Annotated in this window: 6 protein-coding genes; all 6 read left to right on the top strand. The window is 44.3% G+C overall.

All coding sequences use genetic code 11. The features are described 5' to 3' along the window. The first annotated feature begins 95 nt into the window (after window positions 1–95). The 6 genes from MHI12_RS22760 (at window position 96) to MHI12_RS22735 (ending at window position 20,992) form a co-directional block, all read left to right on the top strand. Window positions 96–902, top strand: a complete 807-nt coding sequence (locus tag MHI12_RS22760) for a phosphotransferase family protein (RefSeq protein WP_047843976.1) — start codon at window positions 96–98, stop codon at window positions 900–902. A gap of 74 nt (window positions 903–976) precedes the next feature. Continuing rightward, on the top strand, window positions 977–1,783 hold the full coding sequence (locus MHI12_RS22755; RefSeq protein WP_192133308.1) for an AraC family transcriptional regulator: 807 nt from the start codon (window positions 977–979) through the stop codon (window positions 1,781–1,783). Window positions 1,784–1,871: 88 nt separating this feature from the next. Beyond that, window positions 1,872–2,579, top strand: coding sequence for a thioesterase II family protein (locus MHI12_RS22750; protein WP_211082604.1), 708 nt, complete (start codon window positions 1,872–1,874; stop codon window positions 2,577–2,579). Window positions 2,580–2,602: 23 nt separating this feature from the next. Continuing rightward, a complete protein-coding gene (locus MHI12_RS22745) occupies window positions 2,603–5,167 on the top strand; it encodes an AMP-binding protein (protein ID WP_405170420.1) in 2,565 nt (854 codons plus the stop codon). Between the two features lie 20 nt (window positions 5,168–5,187). Further along, window positions 5,188–9,036 carry an SDR family NAD(P)-dependent oxidoreductase gene (locus MHI12_RS22740; protein ID WP_405170419.1) on the top strand — a complete coding sequence of 1,283 codons (3,849 nt, stop codon included), beginning with the start codon at window positions 5,188–5,190 and terminating at the stop codon, window positions 9,034–9,036. Between the two features lie 13 nt (window positions 9,037–9,049). After that, the gene (locus MHI12_RS22735; protein ID WP_405170418.1) at window positions 9,050–20,992 is read left to right on the top strand and encodes an amino acid adenylation domain-containing protein; all 11,943 of its coding nucleotides are present in this window, start codon (window positions 9,050–9,052) and stop codon (window positions 20,990–20,992) included. The last annotated feature ends 9 nt before the right edge of the window (window positions 20,993–21,001 follow it).

The following is a 21,001-nucleotide window of genomic DNA, read 5'->3' as shown; positions in this document are numbered from 1 at the left end:
GGATCATTCATTATGCTATGAAAAAAGGGCTTGATCATTAGGTTCTTTGATGTTTTACCATAATTGATTTAGGAAAGATACGGAGCTGATTAGGATTGAAACGGATTGGGCAGGGACAGACAGCGGAAATATTCAGACATGGTGAAACTTCAATTTTGAAACTTTTCAGAGAAGATTTCTCTGCGGAAGCGATTCAGCATGAGTTTGATAATACTCGAATCGTTTTGGAACTTGGAGTTAAATGCCCACAAACAATTGATATGGTGACGATCAATAATCGTAAAGGTATCATATTTGAGTTGGCCAGTGGAAGGACACTTTTGGAAGAGATGATTATTAAACCATGGTCCATTGAGCGCAGAGCAAGGCAGATGGCAGCACTTCATCATCAAATACACCAGCAATCGGGTGAACGGATTCAACAAAAGCATAAGACTGTATTAGAGAAGAATATATCAAACGCAAGTGATCTATCGGACATTGAGAAGCAACAGATTATGGACTATGTACATAGTTTGCCGGAAGGCAGATCTCTATGTCATGGGGATTTCCATCCCAATAATGTGATTACAGGCAAAGAATCCTGGATCATAGACTGGATGACAGGCGCATCGGGCTGTCCAGCAGCAGATGTGGCAAGGACGCTAGTGTTATTGAAATACGGAAATTTGCCCAAAGGCGCTCCATTGATGATGAAAGTTCTGCTGAAGATAATCAAAAGCAGGATGAGTAAAGCGTATATTGAGTATTACTTGTCTCTCTCGGGCATGGACATTCGCGAGATACATCGCTGGGTTCTTCCCATTGCTGCAGCCAGACTAACGGAGTGGATACCACCTGAGGAAAAAAAAGATTTATTGGATTACATTCGTAATCAGCTTAAAAAATTCAACACAACTTAGATCAAGATTAGGGATGAATGTATAGCACCGTACTTGTCAAAACCGTCCGAAAAACAATCAGGAGGTTAACGATAATGGATTTCCAACTACGTTCTGTTGTTTCTTATGATATGGTCGTCCGTGAAAAAAAACATCTATTTGACTTGTCTCTCAGAAGACAGATTGCCATATTTGAGGTTATGGATGCATTGGAAATCAGTGTGTTTAGCAAAACGGTGCAGGTTAAGGCAGGGGCTGTGTTGCTGGCAAATAAAATAAGACTGCAAAATTACGATAAACCTGTTCTGAAAATGAGAGGTATTATTTTTGGATCGGATTTGCTTGAGCGACTGCCAAGCTGTCACATATTAAGTGAGAATGGTAGTAAACACTATGATCTTGCTGTAAGCCTGTTGAACCGAACGGTAGAGAGTAGAGAAGACATCGAAATAGCTGAAAGAGATTTTCTTGAAGTATACTCCAGTTACTATCAAACGAATCTGGCTAATTTGATGCGACCGGAAACGGATCGGGAGGACTCGGTCAAACGCAACTTGGTTATGATATGCAAGTATATCCAAAACAATTATGAACAGCCAATTACTCTGCAATTTCTGGCGGATATGGTTGGTTATAATCCAGTGTATCTGTGTAATCTGTTTTCTAAGGTTTTCAATGTTTCGCCACTGAAGTACCTACAGCAGATTCGGGTGGATAAGGCACAGGAATACGTAACCAAGACGGATCTTCCAATCTCTGAAATTACAACGAAGCTAGGGTACAGTTCTAGTACACAATTTAGTGCAATGTACAAGAAAAAAGTAGGCAAAAGTCCGACCGAACATCGCAATCAATTCAGAAGTAACAAGGGAGATTTGTCCCTATCTATTCAATCTACATAATGTATTCAATAACACAGAAAATATTGTATTTTTTTACGTAAAATGATAAATTACGATAAAAATAAGAATACGAGGAATGATAGGGCTAATGAAGAAAATTCAACTTTTTTGTTTGCCTCATGCAGGTGGATCAGCCATGATTTTTCATCGCTGGAAATCATCTTTAAGCCCTTTTATTGACGTAATACCGATCGAATTAAAAGGAAGAGGCGCTCGAGTGGGAGAACCGTTCTATGAAAGCTTTGAAGAAGCGATTGAGGATATCTACCCCACGGTTTCCTCGCTAATTCATGGGCCTTATGCTATTTTCGGACATAGCATGGGAAGCTGGATGGCGCTCGAACTATATTACCGACTTGCACAGTCAACGAAACAATTGCCTGAACATATGATGCTTTCAGGCAATCGTGCACCACATATTTTCAAGGATGAGAATATTCACACATTGCCAGACGAAGAGTTCAGAGAGACGATTCAGAACATGGGTGGAACGTCGGATGAGGTCTTTACCAATAAAGAGCTCTTTTCGTTATTTGCACCTGTACTTAGAGCCGATTTCAGGATTGTCGAACTCTATCGTTTTCAGCCTAAACCTTTCAAGGTTCAGAGTGATATTACCGTGTTAACTGGCAGAAGCGATACCCGAGTGAAATCTAGCGATCTGATCGGATGGAAAAAGTACGCTGGTTCACAATGTGACATTGTCAAATTGGATGGAGGACACTTCTATATCCAGGAAAATATTCAGGAAACAACGAGAATTATAAATGAAAAGCTGCAACCTTACGTAATCTAGTTGACAAGGAGTGTGTTCCAGTTATGAGCATGGATAACTTGGCTCAATTATTTAACTCCCTTGGTTCAGTCACAGACAGAGGTATTACTTTTCTGAATGGCAGCAAAGAAGAAAAGGTTGTATCGTACCAATCCCTTCTGCAATCAGCCAAAATCCGATTAGGAGAACTTCAAGCATTCGGCATGCAGCCGGGTAATGAATTGATCTTCCAACTGAACTCGGAAGAAGAGTTTATTGTCACCTTTTGGGCTTGCACGCTTGGAAAAATCATACCGGTTCCGATAACCGTAGGCGGAAATCAGGAGCAAAGAATGAAGCTTTACAATGTGTGGAAAACGTTGAACCATCCGTATATTGCTGCTGATCAGGATCTCACGGAAAGTTTGGACAAGTTTGCCCGGAAGAATGGACTGGAAGAGGTTGTCCGCGAAATGCATGCCCGAATCTTTATAGTACAGGGCATCTCGAACGTACGAGAAGAACCTATTGTTCAGGGAATTGAAGCTAGCATCCAGCCGGATGACATAGCCTTTATCCAATTTTCTTCAGGTTCTACGGGACAAACCAAGGGAGTAGTAATTACACACCGCAATGTCATGATAAATATACAAGCTATGAATATAGCAACCCAAATCTCCTCTAATGACCGTTCTTTGAGTTGGTTACCCCTGACCCATGATATGGGTCTGATTGCGTTTCATCTTACAAGTACCTTCCAAGGCCTGCAACAGTTTATTATGCCGACTTCCTTATTCATCCGTCACCCTACATTATGGTTAACCAAAACTTCTGAACACCGTGTCACCCAACTATATGCTCCAAATTTTGCTTATAAATATTTTCTGGATTCATATAATCCACTAACCTTTTCATCAACCGATTTGTCTTCGGTACGTTTTATTATGAACGGTGCTGAGCCGATATCTCCGGCACTTTGTTTCAATTTTTTGGAGGCGATGAGTCCTTATGGGCTGGCCTCCAATACAATGCTGACGGCGTACGGCTTGGCCGAAGCAACTGTTGGTGTTTCCTTTGGTAACGTCGGTGATTTGACTTGTTATGTACTGGACAGAAGATATTTGGAGACCGGGAAACCATTCATAGAAGTTGAACCGGGCTCAGAACATGCTGTTTCTTTTGTGGAAGTAGGCAAGCCGGTTCAATATTGTGATGTACGAATATGTGATGATTATGATAAGCCGGTCAAGGAATTGGTGCTGGGCAGTATTCAAATTAAAGGATTGAGTGTAACAAGCGGGTATTACAACAATGCGGCAGCTACGGAAAAAGCAAGTACAGCCGATGGATGGATTCGTACTGGAGATATTGGATTTATGAATGATGGCGCAATAGTCATTACGGGCAGAACCAAGGACATTATCTTCATCAATGGTCAAAACGTATATCCGCATGATATTGAACGTGTAACGGAGGAACTGGAGCAGTTTGATCTGGGGAAAGTCGCTGTATGTGGTGTCTCCAATCCACTTACAGGATCGGAAAGCGTTGTAATGTTTGTACTGTATAAAAAGGACTTGCCATCTTTTATTCCAAGAGTTGGAGAAGCCAAAGCACATATTCAGCAGCGGATGGGGATTGAACTCAAGTCCGTGCTGCCCATTAAGCAAATTCCTAAAACGACGAGTGGAAAATTTCAACGTTACAGGCTTCAGGAGCGGTACGAAACAGGAGAATTTAGTGAAATCGAACAATCTATTCAGAGCATGTTAAGCCATATGCAGGAGATCAAAGAAGTACAACCAGCTCGTGATCATATCGAACAAAAGCTGATTGAAATTGTTGAGTCCGTAACGGGACTTAGGAATGTCGGAGTAACGGACAACCTGGCTGAAGCTGGATTCGATTCGCTAAAAGTAACGCAGATTCATCAGGCAATCGATGATGCATTTCCAAACAAAATGGCAATTTCCAGCTTGTATTCACATACCTCTATTGTCTCATGGGCGAATCTGATCAGACAAGATAGAGTGGAACTGGAGTCTGTACAGATGGATCGGAGCTTTTTCCATACGGATCGAGGTTACGAAGCCTTGTCGTATCAATTCACTCTCCCAGCTTCATTGGTACAGGATATGCGACTGATTGCACAATCTGAAGCGATCAGTATTCATGTATTGGCATCAGCTATGTATGCTTACTTGTTACACACTTTGTCAGAACAACCCTCTATTGATATGCACGTATCCTATGGTACAGCGAGAATGATTACACCTGTACGATTGAATTTCGATCAATACAAGACAATGAAAGAGCTCTTTCAAAATGTTCATCAACAGATCATAACCATGCCTTCAGATCGAGCGTTTCCCGTCGAGCAGATGGGCCAGATCAGAACAAGCAGCACGGAGTGGGCAATTAATCCTTTATATGGTGAACAGCATCTGTTCAAGGCATCGGACGATGTATTGGACTATTACGATCTGATTATCCTGGTGTCGGACGAAGGTGATACTCTGCAGTGCAATTGTCGTTTTAATGGACGCAAATTAAAACAGAGCCGTGTGAAGCGTCTTATTGCCAATTATGTGAGAGGACTTCAACTATTGGTACAACCGGAATTGAAATGAAATTTCATAGGGGGACGGCCATGCTTGATCAGTTGTTCGACAGAGAGCAATGGGAAGAAGATGACCAGGACACTACTATTGAACTGGATATAACAACGGATAATAGACATGATATAGCTGTTATAGGTATCGGTGCGAAGTTGCCGACCGGAGAGTCGCTGGATGAATTTTGGAAGATGCTTGATTATGGAATTGATTGCATACGTGAATTGCCCAATCATCGAAAGGGCCAGTTGGATCAATACTTGCTTCACAAGCAAGGTTCATTGGAGCATGTGCGTTATTTGAACGGAGCTTATCTGGACGAAATCGATGAATTTGATTATTCCTTCTTCCGTATGAGTGCACAGGAAGCCAAGCTGATGAGTCCGGTCCAACGATTGTTTTTGCAAACGGTATGGCGTGCGGTTGAGGATGCAGGTTATGGTGGTGACCGTTTGGCTGGAAGTTCAACTGGGGTGTACGTGGGTGTAATCGGAGATCAAGAAGGTTACAAGTACAAACAGATGGTCGAGGAATTAAGTCCGGACATGTTACCAATCGCCACCGTAGGTAATCTTTCGTCCATCATTCCTGCAAGAATTGCTTATCTACTTAATCTGACGGGGCCGGCTATGGTTGTAGACACAGCATGTTCCTCTTCGCTGGTTGCTCTGGATATGGCAGTACGTGCATTACGTGAAGGAAGTTGTGATATGGCTATCGCTGGAGGGATCAGGCTGAATATGATTCCACTGGATAAAGAGTATTACAAAATCGGTATTGAATCCAGTGATGGAGCAACAAGAACCTTTGATGAAGATGCGGATGGATCAGGAATGGGTGAGGGTGTAGTAAGTGTTGTACTAAAACCTGTGGAACAGGCATTGCGGGATCATGATCATGTGTATGCAGTCATAAAAGGCACAGCTGTGAATCAGAATGGGTATTCGGCAGGGATTACAACGCCCAATGCGGTAGCTCATGAAAAAGTACTGACGCATGCTTGGCGTGATGCTGGAATTCATCCAGAGAGTCTTTCCTATCTGGAAGCACATGGAACAGGTACGCTCATTGGGGACCCGATTGAACTGGAAGGTATCCAATCGGCTTTTCGCAGATTTACGGACAAAAAACAATTCTGTGCGATAGGATCGGTTAAGTCCAATGTGGGCCATTTGTACGACAGTGCAGGATTGGCGGGTCTGCTGAAGGCGATTATGGCACTCAGATCCAAACGTATTCCCTCTACACTTCATTTTAATAAGCCAAACCCAAAATTCGAATTTGATAAATCACCAGTCTATGTCAATGTCATTTCAAGGGAGTGGGAAGCGGCCACTCCTCGAAGATGTGGAGTCAGTTCATTTGGGTTAAGCGGCACCAATTGTCATGTCGTACTGGAAGAAGCTCCGAACATATCAGTGGAATTGGGGCGCGATGACCAATATCCCTTTTTGATCTCCAGCGTATCATCCGGAAATCTCTCCCGTCAGGTGCAATCATATGTGAAGTGGATCAATGAGAACCCGAAGGCCGATGTGAGGGATGTATGCTGCACAGCAGCTACTGGAAGACAGCATCATGCACACCGAGCGGTGTGGGTGGTCAATTCGTTGGATCAATTGCTGCAGCATTTAAACGACTTTCTTGCAGAACCCAAGACCGGTAGATATGAACAAGATACATTCAGAAAAAGTAATCAGATATTCACTACGGAAGAACTTATCTCGAAATGGCATATCGAAGTATGCGATAGAGCAAACGTGCTAGAGGAGTTGTGCACACATTACCAAGGCGGAGCTCAGATTAATTGGTCAAGAATCTATCCAGATGTGACCTATAACAAGTTGAGCTTGCCCACATATTCATTTGAGGAGAGTAAGTGCTGGATTGATACTAACCCCGATAATTCGGTACAGACTGAGGAAGAAGCGATGTATTATTCATTGTCATGGAAGCCTTGGAGCGAGATCGGCAAGACTAACTCATCCATCATCCATAATGTTGAACGTGTTTTAATAATACGAAATGATACACAGCTACATGCAACCCAGTTGGTGAACCAAATTCGTGAAGCTGGAGTAGCAGTTATCGAAGTGATATTGGGAACATCTTACCTTCAACAGGATGCACAGACATATGTAATTCGAAATAACGAGAGTGATTATATCAAACTTTTGCAGGAAGTGTCCTTTGGAGGTCCCTATCGGATCGTGCATATAGCATCACTTGACCATACAGAAATTAAGGAGAACAGGCTGGACAAAGGTCTTATGTCTGTATGGAGACTTACCAAGGCATGCTCACACGTCTTTGCAGAGCAGGTTGAGATGATTTTGGTGACAAGCTTTGCTAATGAAGTGACGGGTGACGAGAAAGTTCTGTATCCGGAGAATTCAGCGATGCTGGCTTTCGGACATACGGTACAGCGTGAGATTCAGAATCTCGAATGCTTCTGTATAGATGTTGACCAAGATTGGGATACCTCTCAGTATATGCGTTACATTTTGGGGCCGTTGGAGAAGAAGTCTTTGGCGATTAGAAATGGACAAGCATATCAAGCTGAATTCGCACCTGCTGATGTGGGTTCCATGCCTGATGCTGAGATGAACTGGAAAGAAGACGGCGTATACATTATTACAGGTGGACTTGGTGGTCTGGGGATGGAGATCGCTGAACGCTTGCTATCATTTGGACGTATGAATCTGGCTTTGATTGCAAGAACGCCACTGCCCAAACGTCACAATTGGGACATCATTCTAAATGCAAAAAATACTTCACCAGATCTAAAAAGTAAGCTTCTTCGGTTACTTGATATGGAGAAACGGGCCGGACAGATGATGTATCTTGGAGCTGATGTTGCCGATGCAAATCAGTTAAGTCAAGCCATTGAACAATTAAGAAGTCGATTTGGTTGTATACGTGGCATCATCCATGCAGCAGGCGTTGGGAGTACACAACAAGCTGACCAGATGACTGAGGAAGAGTTTACAGCAATGCTGGCTCCGAAAGTGAAGGGGACTCATCTACTGGATCAGCTAACAGCCGAAGATCAGCCGGATTTTCTAGTCATGTTCTCGTCCGTCGCTACGTTATTTGGTTCTACTGGACAGGCTGCTTATGCCGCCGCGAATGCATATCAGGATGCCTATGCCCCAATGAGGAACCGCAAAGGGATGCGTACGATAACGCTGAATTGGACTACCTGGAAAGAGGTAGGCATGGCTTCCAGAGCCGGGTTTGATTTTGACACCTTATTCAAAGCGATGCCCAAAGAGTGGGCATTGGATCGATTGTTCGAAATAATGGAAAAACAGACCGACCGTCTGCTGGTGGGGGAAATGAACTGGAATTCACCCTATTTAAACATTTTGAATAACTACCACTTTCATCTTGATGCCAACATCGGACAAAGGTTACAAAAATGGATGAGAATGCCGGAGAGAGCAAAGCAAATATCAATGAGTAAGGAATCCGCTTCTACTGTTCAGATCCCAACGGAAGAGTATGAACTTGAATTGGAATCATCCGTGGAGATGGACCGGACTATTGCGAATATAGTTGGACAATATTTAGGCATTAAAGAGATGAATGTACATGACAGCTTTTTCGAACTCGGTGCAGACTCTATTATGATTAAACAGATTTTCTTGAAATTGGACAAAACTTACCCTGGAAAACTCATACTGACCGATCTGTTTGAATATCCAAGTATCTCCAGACTAACTACTTATATGAGCACCACAGAAAAGCAGAAGCCTCACCAGTCTCCTCAAAAGGAAACTTTCGAAGAGGAACGGGATACAGATCTTGAGAATCTGTTCGATGAGATCGAACGTGGAGCAATGGATCTGGATGAAGCAATCATCAACCTTCAAAAGATGTAGGGGGACGTGAAGCGTGGAGAAAATTCTGAAGCTCCTGGTAGAGAGTGTCAAGGACCAGAAGATGAACAAAACAACGGCGGCTCAGATCGTGAAAATGCTAAAAGAAGGGGAAAAGAAACCCGTTAAGGATATCGCCATTATCGGTATTTCAGCCAAGTTGCCCAATATGGAAACACTGGATGACTACTGGGATAATATCCAGAGTGGTGTAGATTGCATACGTCCCATTCCCAAGACACGAAAATCGGATATGGACGCTATTCTCTCTTATATGGATATACCTGAGGGAGATATTCAATATTACGAGGCGGCGTACCTGGACAATATTGACCAATTCGACCATGAATTCTTTCGTTTGCCTCCCAAAGAAGCCAGTTTAACGGATGTTAATCAGCGTTTGTTTATGGAGACGGCTTGGGATGCCATGGAGGATGCAGGATACGGTAACGATAAATTATCGGGCACCAATACAGGTGTCTATGTAGGCTTTTCCAACAATATCAAAGATATGTATATGCGATATATTACCGAAACGATGCAGACAAGTGCACTGTCCATCGTTGGGAATTTGGCTTCCATATTATCCAATCGAATCTCGTATCTTCTGAATCTGAAGGGACCCAGTATTGTTGTTGATACAGCGTGTTCCTCTTCGCTCGTAGCTGTCGCCATGGCATGCCAGGCTATCCGGAACAAGGAATGTGATATGGCAATCGCGGGCGGTGTGAAACTGCATCTCATGACACGCGAGAATCAGAATGAGAAGATCGGGATGGAATCTCCAGACTACCGGACCAAAACATTTGATGATTCTGCAAATGGGGCGGGAATGGGTGAAGGGGTCACTGCTTTGTTGCTGAAACCATTAGACGCTGCAATGCGTGATGGTGATCAGATCTACGCGGTAATTAAAGGTTTGGCCGTCAATCAGGATGGAAGTTCTGGCGGATTGACTGTACCAAATCCGTCCACTCAGGCTGAGTTGATTGTAAAAGCGTGGGAGGACGGTAACATTGATCCCGAAACGATATCGTACTTCGAACCGCATGGTACGGGGACAGAATTGGGAGATCCCATCGAGATTAAGGGAATTCAGAACGCGTTTAAGAAATATACTTCCAAGAAACAATTTTGTGCGATCGGTTCGGTTAAAACCAATATCGGTCATCTGTACGAAGCAGCTGGAACTGCTGGCTTAATTAAGGCAATTCTGGCGTTGAAAAATAAAAAACTCCCTCCAACCTTGAACTTTGAAAAGCCAAATAGAGCGATTGACTTCAGTGGATCACCCGTTTACGTGAATACTACACTGCGAGAGTGGACCACGGATGGAACAACTCCAAGACGGTGTGGTATCAGCTCTTTTGGCATTGGGGGAACCAACTGTCATCTCGTGCTTGAGGAAGCACCTGATCGGGCAACTGCAGCGCATCAAGCGAACACTTCTGTAACAGGTCCATCCATTCTGACGTTGTCCGCCAAGTCTGAGGAATCGCTACGTCAGATGATCAGTAAGTATATCTATTTTCTTGAAAAAAATGAACTGCCAACATTACAAGATATATGTTATACCGCCAACACGGGAAGAGGGAAGTTTCCATATCGGGTAGCAATCATAATGAACAGCAACATCGATTTGCATCAGAAACTTACCCAGTTGGAGCGTTCAAAACAGCTATTTGGTACTTCACATGGTTCGCACATCTATACAGGCTTTCACAAGCTGGTTCAAGATGAGGAGGCAGCGGATCAGGAATTCAGAATGTCGCTCACATCCAGGCATGAGATGAGCGTATCGCTGGGACAAGCTCTTGGAGAATTCATGAACAGTGGGCAGCAAGACATCAATGCGTTACATCAGGCTGCTTCATTCTATGTCTCTGGGGGCGATGCTGACTGGGAAGCGCTTTATGCGAACCAGAGTGTATTCAAGGTCAGTTTGCCATCTTACGCATTCCAGACGCACAGATGTTGGATCGACATTCCAAAACGGAACAGAAGATTGGAAAAGGTACAGGCAGAGGGCATGTTTTATCAAGCTGTATGGCAACGATACACGCCCGTATCTCGCGATTCTGTCGTCACAAAAATGAAAGGCACCGTACTTCTCTTCCGCGGAAACGATCAAGTCAGTGCTGCCTTGACGGTCCAATTGGAGCGTGAGCCCGAAGCACGAGTCATTCAGGTAGCCTGGGGGGATCGTTACGAGAAGTATGATGATTCGCACTATGTGATTCGTGGTGATGAAAGTGATTACATTCAGTTATTGGATGATATGAAGGGTCGGGGGCTAATCCGTATTATTCACGGGTTTACTCTGGCAGAGAATGATTCAGATGATTATTTACAAAGCGAGGAACAATTGAAGTTAAGCCAGGACCGTGGAATTCAGAGTGCATTCTACTTGACCCGTGCGATTCTACATCATCATATGACAGAGGGACTTCAGCTTCAATTCATATCCTCTCTAGCGAATGCAGTTACGGGTTATGAAAGTCAGGTACGACCGGAAAATGCAACGCTTAACGGATTCGCAAAAGTCATTGAACAGGAGTATCCGGAAATATCCTGCCGATTCATTGATGTGGATTCAGATACCGATGCGGATACGATCTATGCAGAATTGAATAGCTCCCATGACCGTTTCCAAGTGGCGTATCGCCATAATCAGTCATACGTTGAAGAATTGGATATTGCCAACATTCTGGAAGCCAGTCATGAGGAAGTGACTATTCGTGAGAACGGTTTATATCTTATTGCTGGTGGAACAGGCGGAATTGGCTTGCAGTTCGCGAAGCATCTGGCTGATGAACGCTGCATTCGTCTGGCACTAATCAGTCGTACGGTGATGCCTGATCGCACTGTGTGGGACAAGCTTATTCAAGAAGAAGATCCAAAGATAATATCCATGGAAATGATTGAACGAATGAAAACCATTATGGAGCTTGAAGCCGGAGGATCAAGTGTTGAATTAATCAGTGCAGACATCTCCGATCTGAAGCAGATGACTCAGGTTGTGCAGAGGTTGAGAACAAAATATGGGCAAATCTATGGGGTAATTAATAGCGCTGGTGTTGCCAATGATGGCTTGATTATCCGTAAGGAAGAGACTGCATTCCAAGAGGTTCTGAGACCGAAGGTTCAGGGAACCTGGGTTCTGAATCAAGTAACAGCGCAGGAACCACTCGATTTCTTCGTTATGTTTTCTTCTGGCATATCCATGTTAGGAGAACCGGGGCAGAGCGATTATGTTGCTGCAAACTGTTTTCTGGATAGCTTTGCGTCTTACCGTGCAAATGGGTCGGGCCGAACGCTAACCATTAACTGGCCTGCCTGGAAGGAAACCGGGATGGCTGCCAGATTTGGTCTGAATGTGGATACAGCATTCAAGACATTAGCAACTCATCAAGCGATCAGTGCTTTTGACATGGTATTGAGCCGTCGTATACGCCGAGTGTTGATCGGTGAGCCCAATTATGCGAGTGAACTCCTACCGTTGTTAGAGTCGTCAAGGGTTATCCAATTTTCGGAAGCCATGACAGCTCGAATTCAACAGGAACGTAATCATTTGAATTATCATAACAACCAGCTGACGATAACTGAATATGAACAAAAGGTTGAACTGCACGGACGAGATAACGGTATATATACAACTACGGAGAAGGAACTTGCCCAACTGGTTGGACACGTTCTCGGGTTTACCGGGTTAGATGTATACGACAACTTATTTGAACTCGGCGTTGATTCAATATCAATGATGCGCATTATTACTGAAATACGGGTACGCTACCATGTTCACCTAAACTACCACACGTTCTTTGAAGGTATGAATCTGGCAAAGCTTGCAATTCATCTGATTGGTGCACTCAAGGAAACTGGAGCGATATCCGAGTATCCCCAGCAAGAGCCGGAACCGGCGACCCAGTATGAGGACTTCCCTTTGACAGAAGTACAGATGGCTTATCTGTTAGGTCGAGACGAGCGGTTTGAAATGGGGGGAACATCGACTCACTATTATCTGGAATTGGAAACCAAATTGAACATGACGCATTTCCGGACTGCATTGCAAAAAGTGATTCAGCGTCATCCAATGCTGCGAGCGGTCATATTGCCGGAGGGCATACAACGAATATTGCCACAGGTACCAGACTATCAACTGGAAATCGTTGATGTGTGCCATCTGAATGAGCAGGAAAAGTGGAAACACATTGAGGTGGAACGGGATCGAATGTCCCATCATGTGTTTGAGCCGAGCCAATGGCCGCTGTTTGAATTCAAAGCTTTTAAAATAGATGATACACGGCATTACCTGTTATTCGGTTATGATCTGCTGATCTGTGATAGTGCGAGTATCCAGATCCTTGGAGAGGACCTGGTGCATTATTGCCGTGATCCGGAAAAGGAACTTCCTGCACTCAAGTTTTCGTTCAAGGATTATATGATGGCATACGGACAACTGAAAAAAGGTGAGATGTACGCACGTGACAAGAAGTACTGGATGGATCAGCTGGACACATTCCCTTCCGCTCCAGCACTTCCGCTGAAGCAGGAGCCCAGACATATCAAGAAACCACAATTTTCACGGCTAAGCTGGATATTGGAACAAGATCCGTGGGAGCAATTAAAGCATAAGGCGCAGCAAAAAAATGTAACACCTTCCGCGCTTCTATGTACTGCCTTTGCTCGAGTTTTGGCCCGTTGGAGCAATCAGGATCGACTTGCCATCAATCTGGCGGCGTTCAACCGTTTCCCATTTCATGAAGAAACCAATCAAATTATCGGTGATTTTACATCCATCATGTTGCTCGAAATTAACGAACAAAAAAACAAGCCTTTTTGGGAACAAGCAAGAGACGTGCAGAGTGGCATGCTCAATATGTTGGAACATCGACATTATGACGGCGTGGAGTTCATTCGAGAACTGGCCCGTCATCGAGAAGCGGGTACTTCCGCCATTATGCCGATTGTATATACCAGCACATTATTTGTGGATGCCATCGGAAGCTGGCAGCATATCGGAGATCTGAAAATGGGTATCAGTCAGACCTCCCAAGTCTACCTTGATAATCAGGTAATGGAGACTGACGGGAGACTGACCATTAACTGGGACTATATTCAGGATCTTTTTCATTACGATACACTTTCCGCCATGTTCGATGATTATACAGCGATGATTACTCATCTGTGTGAGCAAGAGGATATCGAGTTTTTACCAGGTTTGCCTGAACAGGATAAGGCCATCTGGAATGCATTTAATGCAACAGCACAATCATTTCCTATATCTACACTGCATGGGTCTTTTATGGAGCAGGCGACCAAGACTCCTTATCAGACAGCATTGATTTACGGTAATCAGCAATTGACTTATCAACAGCTGGATGAACGTTCCAATCAGCTCGCTCATTACTTGGCGCAACAAGGAATAACACGGGGAGACAGAGTGGGGTTGTTAGCCAAACGTGGTATGGAGACAATTGTGAATACCATCGGTATTCTCAAAGCAGGAGCGGTATACGTGCCTGTTGATCCCGATTATCCTGAAGATCGTCAGCAATACATTTTACAAAATAGTAACTGCAAAATGCTGTTATTACCCGAACTTTATACGTTTGAGGGACTGGCTGAATTGCCGGTGGAGCCACTGGAAAATAACGCAGCACCTGACGATCTTGCCTACATTATTTATACGTCTGGCAGCACGGGAACTCCAAAAGGGGTAGCTACTGCCCATGGCCCGGCAATGAATACCATTCGGGATATCAATATGAAGTTTGAAGTGACGGATCAAGATCGGATGCTTGGTATATCTTCAATGTGCTTTGATCTGTCAGTCTATGATATTTTCGGTGCACTTGCGACGGGTGCAGCACTTGTGATCATTGCTGATCAGCGTGATATTCATGACATGTACGACGCGATACAACAGCATAAAGTAACCATCTGGAATTCAGTTCCAGCCATTATGCAACTGATGGCAGATTACGTAACCGATCAAACCAATGAACAATTAAGGCTCATCCTGCTCAGTGGAGACTGGATACCAAAGAAATTGCCAGAGCAAGTACATGGGCGTTTTCCTTCGGCACAGGTTATCAGCTTGGGAGGTGCGACAGAGGCATCCATTTGGTCTATCTATTATCCCATTGATACTGTCAAGTCGGATTGGAGGAGCATTCCTTATGGAAGACCACTTGCGAATCAGACATTCTATACGCTTGACTACACGGGTTGCCTGAGTCCAGTCGATGTCATTGGTGAGCTCTGTATCGGTGGAGTAGGATTGGCTCAAGGATACTTTAATGATCCGGTGAGGACCGACAATGCATTTTTTAATCATCCGGAATTGGGACGTTTATACCGCACAGGTGATTTTGGAGTCTTGCGAAGAGAAGGGTACATTGAATTCCTTGGCAGACGGGATTCCCAAGTGAAAATCAGGGGTTATCGGGTTGAACTTGGAGAAATTGAAAGCCGACTATCTACAATTCCTAGCGTGAAGCAGGCTGTCGTTATAGATAAAGTGGACATGCAAGGAACAAAGGTACTGGTGGCCTATTACTCAGCGGAGCGCAGCTATGACGAATTGGAGATGAAGCGTCTTTTGGCAAAAGCACTTCCGGATTACATGGTTCCTCAGCATTTAATCCAGTTGTCTGAATTTCCACTTACACCCAATGGAAAGATTGATCGGAAAGCGTTACCGGAACCAACTTTTGGACAACAGTCCAGTGCACTTGCAGGAACAGAAAGCCAAACGGAGCAAAAGCTGATTGAACTCTGTGAATCGGTATTTGGTATGAATGGAATAGGAACTCACGACAGCTTTTTCCAGATGGGGATCAATTCAATTCTAATGGTGCAGCTGGTAAATCGAATTGGGCAGGAATTCAATCAGCGTCTCAGCTTCAAGGAATTTATGGCCCTGAGAGATATTTATGAACTGGCGGCTCTGCTTGAGAGCTCTGTGGAAAATGAAGAGTCAGTGGGAACAATTCATTATCCGCAGCATGATCCATGCCCTGATCCTGAAGGACGACCATTCCCGCTGACCGAGGTACAGATGGCTTATGTCGCAGGAAGAAGTCAGGCTTTTGAAATGGGGGGCACTTCGACACACGGGTACCTCGAATTCGAAACTCAACTGGAGATGACGCGCTTCAATGAAGCACTAATCAAGCTGATTGAACATCATCCTATGTTGCGGGCAATTATCCTGCCTACCGGAGAGCAAAGAATCCTGCCACATGTACCGGTATACCGGATGGATATTGAAGATATCAGTGGTTTGAGTCCTGACGAGATGGAACGGGTGATCATAGCCGAAAGAGAACGCATGTCTCATCATATTTTTGAATTGGAGCAATGGCCATTATTTGAAATACGTGCGAAAAAAATATCTAAGGATACACATTTGCTATTGTTTGGATATGATCTCCTCATTGCTGATGGGGCAAGCATACAGATCTTCAATAATGATCTATTGAAATTCTATCATCATCCCGAGATTAATCCGGAGCCTAATCCATTTACATTCCGCGATTATATTCTTGCTTACAATGAATTCCGTAAATCGAATACGTACCTGGCTGACAAACAATACTGGCTTGCCCGAGTAGAGGAGTTCCCAGCAGCACCTGCACTCCCATTGAAAACAGATCCTGCACAGATCAGCGAACCAAAATTCAAGCGACTTAATGAAGTGTTTGAACCACAGCGTTGGGAGATATTGAAAAAGGTTGCTAATGGACACGGGCTAACACCTTCAGCGCTTCTCTGTGCAGCCTATGCCCAGATCTTATCGTACTGGAGCAATCAACAGAAGATTGCACTGAACCTGACAGTCTTCAATCGTTATCCATTCCACCCAAGCATACAGGATATCATTGGGGACTTTACTTCCATGATTTTAATAGATGTGGACATGGCTTCGGGGCATGATTTTATGGGGCATGTGCGTCATGTTCAGGACAGTATACTGGAGGCGCTGGAGCACAGGCATTATGAAGGAATCGAATTCATACGTGATCTCTCCAAGCATCATCAAATGGGGAACAAGACCGTAATGCCAATTGTCTTCACAAGTATGATCTTTAATGAACGTGAGACATCTGAAGCAACTCAGGGACTGATTGGAAAGGTTCGAACTGGGGTCAGCCAAACATCGCAGGTATATCTGGATCATCAGGCCTCGGATGCGGGAGGGCAGCTAACGCTAACCTGGGATTACGTGGATGACTTGTTTGATCAACAGGTGATCGAAACGATGTTTGCGCAATATATTGCACTGCTGGATGGCCTAATTGTAGGAGAAACGATTACGGGGCCTGACATTCCTTCAGTCGATCGCAGCATTTTGGAAAGGTATAACCAATCAGAAGAAAATATCATGCCAACAACATTGCAACATTTGTTTAGCCGCATGGCTAAACATTATCCAGATCAGGACGCATTGTTGTTTGAGGATGAACGGATGACGTATTCGGAGCTCGACCGAAGATCTGGTCAACTGGCAGGATATTTACTTGAACAGGAGATCGGGCGAGGGGATCGAGTTGGCGTTGTAGCAAGGCGCCGTATGGAGACCATTGTAAATGTAATGGCTATACTTCGCACTGGTGCGGCATATGTACCACTTGATCCGGATTATCCTGAAGATCGGCAAGCTTACATGCTTAAAAATAGTGATTGTCAAATTGTATTGGACGTGGACGCCTATGATCAGGTCTCGGCTTCTGGTTATCCTCTACTCGAAGGTGAGCCATCTGGAACACCTGATGATATTGCATATGTAATCTATACCTCGGGAAGTACGGGTAGACCGAAGGGTGTTGCCATTACTCATGGGGCTGTAACGAATACGATTCAGGATATGAACAGAAAGTTCGGTGTTCATGAGAAGGATCGCATGCTTGGCGTATCTTCCATGTGTTTCGATTTATCCGTATATGACGTGTTCGGTGCACTTTCCTCGGGTGCAGCTCTCGTAATTGTATCCGACCAAAGAGATATCCGAATGATGAAAGAGGCCGTTGATCGCCATCAGGTTACAATCTGGAATTCGGTTCCAGCGATTATGGATATGTTCATGGATCGACTGGAATCCGATGCTGGACGAAGCTACCGCTGGGCAAGTGATGAAGAGATTCAGGCGTCAACCCAACTGGCTGTGGAGAAAGAGTCAGTAGAATCGGTGTACCATTGGTCATTCTCCACGCTGTGGCGAATGGATGGAAAGCATATCTACGTGGATGAGTTCAAATGCCCTGCATATGCAACAGGTATGTTCCCCGAATTGTATTTCCTGGCACAAAAGGGGATCCGGCAATCCGAGATTGCTTCTTTCTTCCCGAATGTACCTGTTAGTGAAGTGAATTCCCTTATGGAACTGCTCATTCGTAAACGTGCTTTGGTCAGCGGACTTATGGAGCCAGCGGAAATCTTTAAGAAGCAGACGCAGTTATTCCGCAATCCGTATGACGAAAAGGTGGCATACGATGCACAGGCATACGAGGAATTTAAAAAAATACAGTTGCATCGTAATTTCGGTGAGAACACCACACTTGAGGTCTCACTGGAGCGTGGTGTTGAATATCCTGATTTCATCTCCAACCGACGTTCTCATCGTTCCTTTAAGGAGGATCAGCCTGTCACCATGAAACAGTTCTCTGATCTGATGGGAGTACTCGCTCAGTATGATCAAGGACAGGAAATTCGTTATTACTATCCTTCTGCGGGAGGACTATACCCGATAGATGTGTTTGTGTATGTGAAGGAAGGAAGAGTTGCGGGAATGGAGGCGGGCTTGTACTACTTTAGTCCAGTGGATTACACGGTACGCCTTATTCATGGGAATCAGTCATTCACTGATGAAATGCACTATTACACGAACAGGTCCATTTATCAGTCTTCAGCGTTTACTGTTTTCTTCATTTACAACGCGGAAGCAACCATGCCGAAATATGGCGCGCAAGGTTATTTATACTCCCTTATCGATACCGGAATTATGGTATCCACACTAAACAGTGTTGGAGAGATGTTGGGCATTGGGATGTGTTCGATCGGAGATATGCCTTTTGAGAAAGTAAAACCGTTATTCAATTTAAATGAAAATCAGATCTGGCTTCACACGGTGGAAGCAGGATTGAAGCCAGACGATGAAATGGCTTCTCCGGAAGAATGGAGCAGCAGAAATTATATCAGACAAAGTCCAAGCGTATCGGTAACCTATGGCGAAAACCCAATGGCTGCTGACCGATCCCTATTATCGGAACGTTCCGTAGCAGTCCTGGGTGCACAGACCGCTCCGCTGGCTAAGTTAAATATCCAAAGTTCTGATATAGAAAGAGCAGTAAACATCACAAACGAGGGTAACCATCAAAGCAGTCTTCGTCTTATACTGCTCAGCGGTGACTGGATACCTCTATCGTTACCGGGCAAAGTCAGAAATCTGTGTCCTGATGCAAGCATTGTGAGTCTCGGTGGTGCAACAGAGGCTAGTATTTGGTCCATTTATTACCCTATTAATTCAATATCTGATGCGTGGAACAGTATCCCTTACGGGTATCCGTTGGCGAATCAAACATTCCATGTGCTTGATTATAAACTGCGTCCATGTCCGGTTGATGTTCCAGGTGAGATGTTTATCGGCGGATTAGGTCTTGCAAATCAATATGTGAATGACTTGGATAAAACGGAGAAAGCATTCATTCAGCATCCGCTCCTTGGTCGATTGTATAGAACGGGAGACCATGGCGTCATGCGCAAAGAGGGATACATTGAATTTTTGGGCAGAAAGGACAACCAGATCAAAATCAGGGGGCATCGCGTGGAACTCGGTGAAATTGAAGCCATCTTCATTCAGCACCACGCCTTGAAGCGTGTGTATGTAATGGACAGGCAGAGCGAGCAAAAGAAAAAATATCTGTGTGCCTATTATGTCTCTGATCAAGAAGTTTCCATTGCTGAATTGCGAGAGTTTCTGATATCCAGATTGCCAGAGTACATGGTGCCTTCATTCTTTATCCGGTTGGAAGCCATCCCTCTAACAGCAAATGGAAAAATCAATCGTAATGCATTACCTGAACCAACAGCTCTACACACAGCTCAGGTCCAGTACAAGGCTCCCGTCAATGATATTGAAAAACAATTGGTACAGATATGGAGCGAAGTACTTGGCAATGCTCACATTGGTGTGAATCAGCATTTCTTTGAGATCGGCGGCGATTCTGTACTGATGATCAAAGCACATGCCAGACTTGATGACCAATATCCAGGAATTGTGAAAATAACCGACATGTTTAATTTGCCAACTATTTCGGATATTACCGCATTTATCGAGAATCAGTTGGACGAGATGGATGTAACCCATGTATCCCGCTCCCACATTCCCTTGTCCATGGATTATTTCGTGGAAGGAGATTCAACATCAAACGAAACAGAAGAGTTGCAGTTTGCCTTATCAGCAGAACTCTATGATCGTGTGGTGAATGCTGCCAGCAGGTGGGACGTGGAGGTAGATGATATTTTATTTGCCGGCTTTGCGTACCTTCTCGCACAGACCTCCAACAGTGATCGGATAAGTGTGCATGCAGCCATTGGGCAGTCCGACTATATTCAAGTATTTGATCTGGATTTCGGCTCGTTGGAACAATTTAATGAATTATTCCAGCTTATCCATCAATCCAAGGGTCAAGATGGCAGAGAGACCTTCCACACCAAGCATGTTAGTACACTCTTGCAGGAGCCCGGTACAGGAACATTACCTTTGTTCTATAACGCTGGTGCAGTTGCTTCGGGAGTGCCGGTGTCTGAACTGTACGACTTAACGTTACAAGTGGTTCATCAGGAGCACAGCCTGCACTTTGTATGTGGATTCCGTTCAATGAAATGGCGGAAGAGCAAGGTCGAGTCACTCTTGCAACTCTACTTTAAACTACTGAACCCGATACTCGAATGATCTCAAGCC

The sequence above is a fragment of the Paenibacillus sp. FSL H8-0280 genome, from assembly GCF_045040665.1.
Classification (GTDB): Bacteria; Bacillota; Bacilli; order Paenibacillales; family Paenibacillaceae; genus Paenibacillus; species Paenibacillus xylanexedens_A.
The sequence above is the reverse complement of the archived record's forward strand: the minus strand, read 5'-3'. Positions and strand labels throughout refer to the sequence as shown.